This is a genomic window from Candidatus Protofrankia californiensis (assembly GCF_900634765.1).
Classification (GTDB): Bacteria; Actinomycetota; Actinomycetes; order Frankiales; family Frankiaceae; genus Protofrankia; species Protofrankia californiensis.
Genome location: NZ_CAAAFT010000072.1, coordinates 5,617 through 16,328, shown reverse-complemented (window position 1 = coordinate 16,328; position 10,712 = coordinate 5,617). Strand labels below are relative to the sequence as shown.

The 10,712-nt window shown below is 66.7% G+C and carries 8 protein-coding genes; 5 read left to right on the top strand and 3 right to left on the bottom strand.

Annotation, left to right across the window (positions count from 1 at the left end):
• The coding region (locus tag DD1DGNOD_RS04565; protein ID WP_165036414.1) for a lipopolysaccharide biosynthesis protein at nt 1-1,513 on the top strand (1,513 nt) is incomplete at its 5' end.
• 411 nt (nt 1,514-1,924) lie between these two features.
• Here DD1DGNOD_RS04565 and DD1DGNOD_RS04560 read toward each other — a convergent pair.
• Complete coding sequence (locus tag DD1DGNOD_RS04560) at nt 1,925-2,560, bottom strand: acyltransferase (RefSeq protein WP_131765352.1); 636 nt, start codon at nt 2,558-2,560, stop codon at nt 1,925-1,927.
• A 361-nt stretch (nt 2,561-2,921) separates the two neighbouring features.
• On the opposite strand from DD1DGNOD_RS04560, the gene DD1DGNOD_RS04555 reads away from it, so the two are divergent.
• Entirely contained in the window at nt 2,922-4,190 is a 1,269-nt protein-coding gene (locus tag DD1DGNOD_RS04555) for a hypothetical protein (RefSeq protein WP_131765351.1), read from the top strand.
• Between the two features lie 82 nt (nt 4,191-4,272).
• Here DD1DGNOD_RS04555 and DD1DGNOD_RS04550 read toward each other — a convergent pair whose 3' ends face one another.
• Nucleotides 4,273-5,235: a 4-hydroxy-3-methylbut-2-enyl diphosphate reductase gene (locus DD1DGNOD_RS04550; protein WP_131765350.1), complete on the bottom strand. Its 963-nt coding sequence runs from the start codon at nt 5,233-5,235 to the stop codon at nt 4,273-4,275.
• 128 nt (nt 5,236-5,363) lie between these two features.
• Between DD1DGNOD_RS04550 and xseA the strand changes: the two genes are divergently transcribed.
• From xseA to DD1DGNOD_RS04535, 3 genes are all read left to right on the top strand, one after another.
• Complete coding sequence (gene xseA / locus DD1DGNOD_RS04545) at nt 5,364-6,611, top strand: exodeoxyribonuclease VII large subunit (RefSeq protein WP_131769519.1); 1,248 nt, start codon at nt 5,364-5,366, stop codon at nt 6,609-6,611.
• Between the two features lie 577 nt (nt 6,612-7,188).
• Nucleotides 7,189-8,001 (top strand): polysaccharide deacetylase family protein, encoded by an 813-nt coding sequence (locus DD1DGNOD_RS04540; RefSeq protein WP_131765349.1) that lies wholly within the window; start codon nt 7,189-7,191, stop codon nt 7,999-8,001.
• A gap of 112 nt (nt 8,002-8,113) precedes the next feature.
• Nucleotides 8,114-9,217, top strand: coding sequence for a glycosyltransferase family 2 protein (locus tag DD1DGNOD_RS04535; RefSeq protein ID WP_241255463.1), 1,104 nt, complete (start codon nt 8,114-8,116; stop codon nt 9,215-9,217).
• A 42-nt stretch (nt 9,218-9,259) separates the two neighbouring features.
• On the opposite strand, the gene add is transcribed toward DD1DGNOD_RS04535, so the two are convergent.
• Nucleotides 9,260-10,354 carry an adenosine deaminase gene (gene add, locus DD1DGNOD_RS04530; RefSeq protein WP_131765348.1) on the bottom strand — a complete coding sequence of 365 codons (1,095 nt, stop codon included), beginning with the start codon at nt 10,352-10,354 and terminating at the stop codon, nt 9,260-9,262.
• Between the last annotated feature and the right edge of the window lie 358 nt (nt 10,355-10,712).

Below are 10,712 nucleotides of genomic sequence, written 5' to 3'. Positions count from 1 at the left end.
GGTGGCGGTGGCGGTGGCGGTGGCTGCCAGCGACCCACCGTCGGAGGAGGCCGAGCGCGGTCGGGCGCCCGCGGGTCTCGCACAGTTGCTGACCATCGCGATGTCCATGGTGGGAACGCAGATCGTGACGTCCGTCCTCGGGGCGGTGTTCTGGTCCCTGGCCGCGCGCACCTACGCCGTCGACGCCGTCGGGGTGGGTTCGGCGGCCATCGCGGCGATGACGGTCCTCGGTTCGGTCGGGATGCTCGGCCTCGGTACGCTGCTGATGGCCAAGCTCCCGACGCTCGAGCGGGAATCGGACCGTCTCCGGCTGATGCGGGCATCCATCACCGTTGTCGGGGTCGCCTCCGGTGTGCTCGCGCTGGCGTGGACCGGGCTCACTCCGTTCCTGTCCGACACGTTGCGCCCGGTCAGCTCGAATGTGTTCGTCGCCGCGCTGTTCTGCGTCGGGGTCGTCCTGTTCGCGGTGACGACCACTCTGGACTACGCGCTGCTGTCGGCGGCTCGAGGGGCCGTGCAGTTCGCCCGCAACGTCGTCACGTCCGTCGTCAAACTCGGGCTGATTCCGATATTCGTGCTCATCGGTTGGACGTCCGGGCTGGACCTCTACCTCGCCTGGGTGGCCGGTATGGGCCTGTCCCTGCCGGTCTGCTACCGCTACTTCCGCCGGCCGGCGCAGGACGACCTTCCAGCGGATGACACCGCGACCACGCCGACCCAGCGGTTCGCCGGATTCCGGCAGCTTCGGGAAATGCGCGGGGAGGCCGGTGGGCACCACATGCTCAACCTGGCGTTACAGGTCCCGACCCTGCTCCTGCCCATTCTCGCCGCACTCGCCGCAACGGCCGCGGACACGGCTTATTTCACGACCGCGCGCCTTGCCGCGTCCTTCTTCTTCATCATTCCGTTCGCGCTGACTATCGCCGTGTTCGCGCAGTCGGGGCAGAACGAGGAACAGGCGCTCGCGAAGATCCGGGCAACTCTGCCGCTCGGACTCGCGGCGGCCGTCGTCACCTTCCTGATCGCAGCGCCCTTCGCCGGTCTTGTCATGACCATCTTCGGTGGCGCCTATACCAGCGGTGTTGCCGTCAGCGCATTCCAGATCATGATGATCGCCGGTGTGCCCCTGGTGATAAAGGACCACTACGTCTCGCTCCGGCGGGTGCAGGGGCGGCTGGGAGCTGCTTTACGAGTGGTCGGGGCCGGGACGGCCATGGAAATCGTATTTGCCCTCGTCGGCGGTCGGCTCGCCGGGGTGAACGGCCTGTGCTGGGGTTGGCTGTTGGCGGTAGCGCTGGAAGCGGTAATCACCTTACCGTCACTATCAGTGATCTGGCGAAAGCCCGAGCCCACGATCGCGGCGGAAGTGAACGTCGAGGCGAACACCATCGAAGCGCTCCCGGCGGCGTACCGGAGATTGGCAGCCAGCTTTTACCCGCTCGAGCTGCTCCGTCCGATCGACGAACGGGATCTCGCCCACTACGCCAACGAAGCGGCCAACGAGACACTCTAGCCGTACTCATGAGCGGGCCACCAGCACCCGACACCGACCTGGTCGGTCGGGGCACCTGCCGGACGAGAGCACCCCGCACCTGCGGCCAGGTTCCAACCGCCCGCTTTCCAGCCACCCACAACGAAACCGATCCGAATAATCGGAAAAGTCGACGTGGTCGAGAACCCACGGAGGACCGTCGACCCGTAAAAGGCTCCGGCCGGGCCGCACGAGCGCCCGAGAACGGGGCGTTCGAGCCGAACAGTCCCGTTCTCGGGCGCTCCTTAGTGGACCCTGGGGACCTGGGCCTCCCGGACCTCTTGGTTGACAAGCACGGGGTCCGCGGATTCGAAGCCGCGTCCCGTTCTGCTCGTCCCGGTCCGGCACATCGGCGGCGGGTCGCCGATTACCGAACGGGCGGCGAGCCGCCGATTATGCGGAGGCGAGTGTGGACGTCGACGGTACGGACGCAGGAGCAGGCGTGTTGGCGGCGGGGGGGTGCGCGTCGGGGAGCTGCGCGTCGGACGCTGGCGGCGGAGCGGGTTCTTCCGGAGCAAGATCGCGAACCCGGCGGGCGGGCGATCCGGCATACAGTCCGTAGGGCTTGCAGTCCTTGTTGACCAGTGCACCGGTGGCGATCACGCAGTGATGGCCGATGGTCACGCCCGGCATCACGGTCACCCGGCCGCCGAGCCAGCAGTCGTCCTCGATGACAACCGGCTTGGGTATCACCGTGCTGCTGACCTCACCGTTCACCATGTCATGCGTGGAGGTCAGAATCGTCACCTGGGGCGATATCTTGACCCGCTCGCCGATCTGCACCTCCGCCGAGTTCTCGATGAAACACATGGAACCCACAGCCGCCCCGCGGCCGAAGCTCGCGCGATGACCGACGATCGAACCCGGCATGATGTTCATCGTTCTCGTCCGCACGCCGCCGAGACGATAAAGCAGAAAGCGAAGTGGACGCGGGACGAGGAAAGACCCACCGATGCCATTGACGATTGCTCCCTGTACGAGCATCCAGAACTCGAGCTTGAGCTGCTCCCAGAGCTTTCCACGATGCACAGTTGATCTCCTTCGCTCACACGCGCCGCAGCGCGGGTTCACGGCGCGCCCCCACCCCACCACCTGGACAACCACTCCGACAATAACAATATGATCGCGCACGAACAACCCAAGATCGTCAATAATGAAGAGTGATCGACGGTCGCCGCGGGTCCAGTCGGCCGGCAGACGGGATAGTGTGGATGACACCGGCGGCGGATCGCGCGTCGCCACGTCCGTTTGTCATCGGGACGAGTTGTCGGCGTCGAGATACCCAGCCGTCCGGCGAACGTCTGTATACGTCATCAACCGGACACACCACGGTACTGCCACGTCGTCCTCGCGACAGGAGACAAACAATCACACCGGAGGTGAGTGGACGATGCCAGGCAGGACACGGTCCCTACGGATAGCCGGACGCGACCGGATGTGGATCGGCGCCCATTCCGTCTTCATTGTGGGGCCGCTGGACCTACCCGGCATCGACGCGGTCCGCGCCGCCCTTCACGAGCTCGCCTGGATCGCTCCCGACCATCGCCTGTTCCGCCGGCCCGACCATGACTACCACCAGTGGCGTCCGGTTCCGGGCAACGAACTCGACAGCCATTGTGAGCGGATGGTCACGACACTCGAAGACACCGTCGACGCCGGTGGGCCGGAGCGGTTGTTGGAGCGGCAGTATGCCGCTCACGTCGACGACCTCCCTTTTCGGTTCGCGATCGGCCGCGACACCGTAGCACTGTCGCTGGCGCATCCTCTCGGGGATGCGCGCCTCGTCCTCGACACCGGCGCCGAGCTGCTGTCGGCCGCCGCGGAAGGCCGGCCGCCGCTGCGCCTGCACAGGCCGTCCACACGAGTTCCCCTGGCACGCGCCCTGGGTGAGTACTACGGCCGGAAGCCCGGTCGGATACTCGCGACGCTGCGAACCCCGCGCGCGGTTGTGCCCGGCCCGGCCGCCGGAGTGCGCAGCCGGCCGTGGCAGCCGGATTTCGCCGTAGTTTCCGGGGTGCTCTCCAGGAGCACGCTCGCCGAAATGCGGAAATGGAAGGTCCGCAACGCTTCGGGGGTGACCCGGACCATGGTGGTGTTTGCCGCGGCCCGGGCGGCGGTGGAGGCGGCGGGCATACAGCCGGCAGCCGGCGGCTTCTACACCGTCGTCGACAACCGGAAGTTCCTCCCGACCGGCCGTCAGCTGGACGGAAACTTCACGATCGGTATCTATGTCGAACCGACGGACTCCCGTGATCCGGTAGCTGTTTCAGCCGCGCTGGAGGCCGCGACCGCGAATGGGCGTCCACTGGCCACGATGAGCCTGCTGACAGGGCTCGCCCAGGTCGGCCGCATCGCAGCGCTGACCGATCAGGCACCCTTTCCAGCGCGTCCGTCACTGGTCCTGAACCATCTTGGACGGCTTCGCGGCTTCGAGAAACTGCCGTGGCGGGGCGGTGCTTCGGACACCTATTACCTGTCGGCGACGACCCAACGGCAGCCTGACTTCGTCACCTTCCAGTTCGCCGAACTGTCCGGATGCGTGCACGTCACGGCAACCTTCCACGCCAGTACCTTCGACCGGGAGCTCGTACGCACGGCCGTGGACCTGCTCTGCGCGGATCCGGTCGCGCTTCTCCGGCACCCGGCGAGCGTTCAGTAACCCGACAGGCGTTCGGTAAGCCGTTTCGGTGTGCCCCGCAGGCTACCCGCGGGGCACACCCGCGGGTAGCCGGACGGACACCCTAACTGCTGACCGCGCGCTCCCGAGCGCGGATTTCCCGGCGAAGCTCGGGCGGCAGAGCGAACAGCAGATGCTCTTCCGCCGAGGTCACCTGCTGGACGTCGTCAAAACCGCGTTCGGCAAGCCACGCGACGACCTCCGTCACCAGCTCCTCGGGAACGGACGCCCCACTGGTCACGCCGATCGTCTCGACCCCTTCGAGCCAGGCGGGTTCGACCTGGCTGGCGTCGTCCACCAGGTAGGCGGCAGGCACACCATGATCAAGAGCGACCTCCACCAGGCGCACCGAGTTCGACGAGTTCGGCGACCCGACGACCAGGATCAGCTCCACCTGGCCGGCGATCTCCTTGACCGCAACCTGCCGGTTCTGGGTGGCGTAGCAGATGTCGGCGCTCGGCGGCCCCTGCAACAGCGGGAACCGCTCGCGCAGGGCGTGCACGGTGGTCTCGGTCTCGTCGACCGACAGCGTGGTCTGTGAGAGATAGGCGACTTTGGACTCGTCACGAACCTTGACAGCCGCCGCGTCTTCCACACCGTCAACGAGGTGGATGCGGTCGGGCGCCTGGCCCGTGGTACCGACAACCTCCTCGTGACCTTCGTGCCCGATAAGGAGGATGTCGAAGTCCTCCTTGGCGAATCGGCGTGCTTCACCGTGGACCTTGGTCACAAGCGGGCACGTGGCGTCGATCGTTCGCAGCTCCCGGGACCTCGCCTCCTCGTGGACGGACGGTGCGACGCCGTGGGCGGAAAACACCACGGTCGCCCCGGCAGGAACCTCGTAGGTCTCGTCCACAAAGATCGCGCCCTTTGCCTCCAGCGTCTTGACAACGTGGGCATTGTGCACGATCTGCTTACGGACGTAGACGGGAGCGCCGTACAGCTCCAGTGTCTTCTCGACCGTCTGTACCGCTCGGTCGACACCAGCGCAGTACCCGCGCGGATTGGCCAACAGGATCCGCCCCATGCCCGGAAGTCTACGCGGCCGGGCAGCAGCCGGAAGGCCGAACGATAACCGTCACATGCCGGCAACCTCGACGGACATCTCTCGTACTTTGTGCATCGATCCACAGTTGCGGTGGTTACGGTTACCCGGTGGCTCTCACCTCCTCGCCGGAGCAGCCGCTGCCCGTCCGGACGGTTGCCCGGGCGATCGGCGACTGGATCAATCGGCTCGGCCGGGTCTGGGTGGAGGGGCAGATCACCGAGATCGTGCGCCGGCCGGGTCTGGCCACCGTGTTCCTCACCCTGCGCGATCCGGTCGCCGACGTGTCGCTGCGGCTGACCTGCTCACGGACGGTATGCGAGACGGTCGGAGCCGGTCTCGTCGACGGCGCCCGGGTGGTGGTCTGGGGCAAGCTGTCGTTCCACCCCGCGCGGGGGACGCTCGCGCTCGCCGTCACGGAGATCCGCCCGATCGGCACAGGGGTCCTGCTCGCCCGGCTCGAACAGCTACGCGGCATGCTCGCGGCCGAGGGGTTGTTCGCGGCATCCCGCAAGCGTCGGCCGCCCTTTCTGCCACGGGCCGTCGGACTGATCACCGGACGTGCGAGCGCGGCCGAGCGGGACGTGGTCGCCGGCGCCCGCCGCCGCTGGCCCGCGGTACAGATCGTGCTGCGGGAGGTGGCGGTGCAGGGGCCGCTGGCCGTCGGGCAGATCATCGACGCACTGCGCGAACTCGATCGCGTCCCCGAGGTGGACGTCATCGTGATCGCCCGCGGCGGCGGGTCGTTGGAGGACCTGCTGCCGTTCTCCGACGAGGCGCTGGTACGGGCCGTGGCCGCGGCCACCACCGCGGTGGTGTCCGCAATCGGCCACGAGCAGGACGCGCCCCTGCTCGACTTCGTCGCGGACGTCCGGGCGTCCACTCCAACGGATGCGGCAAAGCGGGTGGTACCGGACGTGACCGAGCAGCTTGCGCTGGTGACGACATTGCGCGGCCGGTCCCGGCGGGTCGTCGAGCAGCGCCTGGATCGGGAGGAACGGTGGCTGGCCGACCTGTGTGGCCGTCCGGTGTTGGCCGCTCCCGGGCGCGAACTCGACCGTCAGGGCGAGTACGTCCAGGCGCTGCGCTCCCGTGGGCGACGCTGTGCGCTCCACACGCTCGAGCGGGCCGAACAGGATCTGACTCATGCGTCGGTTCAGTTGCACGCACTGTCACCAGCCGCCACCCTGGACCGTGGATACGCGCTGGTGCGCAGGACCTACGACGGCTCCATCGTGCGCGATCCCGCCCAGGTCGACCCCGGTGACGCGCTGACCGTGCGGGTTGCCGCAGGATCCTTCCCCGCGACAGCCGGCACGCGGACGCAGGCCGGCACGTCGACCGGTACGTCGATCTGAGCCGGGAACGAGCCGGGCCCTCCAGCGACCCGGGGGACCTCGGCCTCCCGGACGCGAAAAACATGATCGCTCCGCCTTTGTCCGCCGAACCGCCGGGAATCCCGGCAAGCGACGCGACCGGCTCTTCGTATCCGCCGGACACCGAGAAAAACCCTGCAAACCACTCGAGGCAACGCAATACATTCAGGCAACTTCGGACAGTAGTCGTTACATTATTATTAAGATCATGGTGTGATCTTTCACACCCACAGTGCTATGATTCTCGGCGGAAGATTCTGAACGTCCGTTAGCGAGCCGAAGACAGCGCGATCATGTTTTTCTCGCGCTGCTGGAGACTCGCGTCCCCGCGTCCCCGGGCCACTGGGAGGAAAACGTTGGCGCGACCAGTGTCGGCGCGCTCGTGTTCGGCCGGCAGAGAAGCTTATCCCCGGCATCATCGGACCTCTTCAGTGTCACAGTCCCGGCGTGATCGCCGTCATGTCGGTGAATTAACGGGGCAGCACCGCGGAAGAAGTCTCCGGTCGCGGCGGTCCAAGGCGGCCAACCGGAAGAACGGAACCGACGCCCGGGGCCGAACATGACCGACCGCTTTCCATCCCTACCCGTGTTGATGTTCCACAGTATCGGCGACGGCGCAAGCGCGGCATTTCGTCGATGGCAGGTACCGCCAGCACTGTTCGCGGACCAGCTGGCCTGCCTCGGGGCAGCCGGCTACCGGCTGCTGAGCCTGTCCGAAGCACTTTCCCGGCCGGTCGAGAAGAACGTTGCGATCACTTTCGACGATGCCTTCGCGGACTTTTCCACCCACGCCGTTCCGGCGCTGCGGAAGGCGAACGCCGGAGCAACCCTCTACGTCCCGACCGCGTACGTGGGCGGTCGGGCGACGTGGCTGTCGGCATACCCGGAGGGCGCATCCCCCCTGCTTGCCTGGTCCGACCTGCGAGACCTGCACTCCGCCGGCTACGAGATCGGGTCGCACAGCCACCGGCATGCCGAACTCGACCTTCTGAACAGCCACGAGCTACGCCATGACGTCGAGACCAGCCGTCGCCTACTCGAGGACGAACTCCGATGTCGTACCCAGAGTTTCTGCTATCCGTTCGGATATCACACACGGACCGTCCGCAAGGTCGTGGCCGACGCGGGTTTCACCTCCGCCTGCGAGGTGGGATACCGCATTCACCATCGCGATGCGTCGCCGTTCTCGGTCAGCCGGTTGATCGTCACCGGTTCGACGAGCCCGGAACAGACCCTCGCCCTGGTCCGCAACGGCCAGCCCGGAATTACTCCATACCTGCGACGCGGTGGTCGGACCCCGTGGCGCGCTTTCCGGGCCGCCCGGCACGGCCTGGGCATCCCGCGGCCTCCAGCCAGGCGGGAAAAGCCATGATCGTGCCGCCTTCGGCCCGCCAACCGGCCAGACACACCAACCGGCCGAACGTAGCGCGAGCATGGTTCTGTTCGCGCCGCCTCAAGGCCCCACAACGTCCGTGGAGAAGACCGTGACCAGCGTCAGTGTCGTGGTGTGCAGCCATCTCGTGACACGATGGCCGCAACTGATGAGAGCTCTCGACTCGATTCGGGAACAGAAACTGGTCCCGGAACGGGTCGTCTTAGTCGTGGACGGTGACGACGAACTGCTCGCCCGTCTGTACGAACGGGCCGGTGACGAACTCGTCCTTACCACCGGGGGCCGCACCGGGCTCTCCAACGCGCGTAATGTCGGTATTGCGGCGGTCGACAGCGAATTCGTGGCCTTCCTGGACGACGACGCGGTCGCCGATCCGTCATGGCTGTCATCCCTGGTACAGGTCGCAGCCGCCGACACCGACATCCTGGGGGTCGGCGGCTGGGTGACACCCGACTGGGGTGGTGAGAAACCCGGATGGTTCCCGGCCGAACTGTTCTGGACGGTCGGCTGCAGCCACCACGGACTACCCACCCAGCAGACGACCGTGCGTAATGTCTTCGGTGGCTGCGCCCTGTTCCGGCGAAGCGTGTTCGCCATCACCGGCGGTTTCGACACACGCCTGGGCCGGCAGATCAAAGGAGCATCAGGCTGCGAGGAAACAGAGCTGTGCATCCGAGCCTCCTCCGTCATTCCCAGCGGGCGCTTCGTGCACGAACCGGCTGCGGTTATCCACCACCATGTGCACACCCAGCGGCAACATCCCTCGTACATCGTGCGCCGGTGCTGGGCGGAAGGCGCTTCGAAGGCCACACTCCGGCGTTTGTGCGCGGGCTACCGGGCACAGGAACGAGGCCCTCTCGGACCTGAGCGCGACTTCATTCTCAAGGTATTGCCGAGAGGGGTGCTCAGCGGTATCGGGGCTTTTCTGCGGGGGCGTCCGGCGGGCCTTGCGCAAGCCGGAATGATCGTTGTGGGAACCGCGACGACCATTCTGAGTTTTCTGGTCGCCGTGACACGCACCATCTTCTCACCGGTACTCGCGAAAGGCGGCAGTCCGGTTATCCCGTCCACCGATTCCTCCCCGGTGGAAACCTCGGCCTCCGACACCCGCACAACAGATTCCCCGGATTCCCCCACCAACGACACCCCGTCCCCGGAAACCACCCCGTCCAACATCCACAAACTCTCGGCTTAGAGCTTCCGAGGATGCTTGTGGCCTCGAAGACAAGGGCGTAGGTCAAGAAGCAGTTCGGACACGGTCGGCGACCGCGGCGAGCTCGGCACGGATGGCCTCCTTGACCGGAGCGGGAGCGAACGAGTGCTCCACCGCCGCCGCGGCCAGGTCGATCACCTGGCCGCGGCGCAGGCCCAGGCTGCGCAGCGCATGCAGATATTCGCCACGCAGCGTAGTGCCGAACATGGGCGGATCATCGCTGTTGAGGCTGACCGGCAGACCCAGTTCGATCATCTTGGGCAACGGATGGTCCGGGTAGTCCGCGACGACTCCGGTACGCAGGTTCGACGTCGGGCACACCTCCAGCGGGATGTGATGCGCCCGCAGATGGTCGACAAGGGCCGGATCGTCGAGGGCTCGGATCCCGTGGCCGATGCGTTCGGCGTGCAGGTGTTCCAGGGAATCCCAGATGGTGCGCGCTCCGGTGGTCTCGCCGGCATGGGGGACGCGGTGCAGGCCGGCGTCACGTGCAGCTGTGAACGCCTCGGCAAACTGGGGGCGGGGTACGCCGACCTCCGGTCCGCCGAGACCAAGCGCGATCACGGACTCACGGTGGTTCAGCGCGAACTCGACAGTGCCCTCGGATGCGAGGCGTAGATCCATGTTCGGCAGGCCGGGAATATCGGTTACCCACCGCACCTGGATGCCGGTTGCTTCCTCGGCTTCCCGACGGCCCCGCTCGACGCCTTCGAAAAGCTCACCGGCGTCGATGCCGCGTCCGAGATGCAGAAACGGCGTGAAGGTGATCTCGGCGTACCGGACCCCCTGACCGGCAAGCCCCAGGGCGGTCTCCCGGGCGAGGACGGCGAAGTCGTCGGCGTCCCGCAGCACGCGGACGGCGGCCAGATAGACCTCGATGAAGTGGTCGAAGTCACGGAACTCGTAGAACTTCGTCAGGCCGTCGATGTCGGTGGGCAGATCGTCCACTCCATGGCGGCGCGCCAGGGTAAGCAGGGTCTGCGGACGCATGGATCCCTCAAGATGGACGTGCAACTCCACTTTGGGCAGCGCGTCGACGAACTCCTCGTCGCTTGTCCGTCCTTCCACGGCCTGCTCATCCGCATTCACGGCCTGCCGGCCGGCATCGCTGACGCTCATCAGGCATCACCCGGGCGGACGTCACCAGTTCGCATGTCGGGAGACGATCGCGGAGGCCGCCCGTCCCGTCAAGCAAGGTCGACCGGCGCGACGGGACGACGCACGTCAGAACAAGGTTGTCAGAACAACTCGACCGGATAGATCCAGCCGGACAGCCCCTGACAACGCCCGCCGCGTACGTTCGCTGCAGGACCGCCGCAAGGCGCGCCTGCCGCCCGGTCGCGCTGGTTCGCGCGGTCGAAAACATGAGGCGGTCGAAACATGAGGAGGGTCGGTGTCGGGGTCGAACGACACACCAGGGCACCAGACGCCGCCGGTGCACCAGACGCCACCGACGTACGAACGGGCCCGGTCGGAG

What these genes read in the sequence shown, in the direction of transcription:
- DD1DGNOD_RS04555 (WP_131765351.1), top strand. Translation starts at nt 2,922, where the DNA reads ATGCCAGGCAGGACACGGTCCCTACGGATAGCCGGACGCGACCGGATG.
- DD1DGNOD_RS04550 (WP_131765350.1), bottom strand. Translation starts at nt 5,235, where the DNA reads ATGGGGCGGATCCTGTTGGCCAATCCGCGCGGGTACTGCGCTGGTGTC.
- DD1DGNOD_RS04540 (WP_131765349.1), top strand. Translation starts at nt 7,189, where the DNA reads ATGACCGACCGCTTTCCATCCCTACCCGTGTTGATGTTCCACAGTATC.
- add (WP_131765348.1), bottom strand. Translation starts at nt 10,354, where the DNA reads ATGAGCGTCAGCGATGCCGGCCGGCAGGCCGTGAATGCGGATGAGCAG.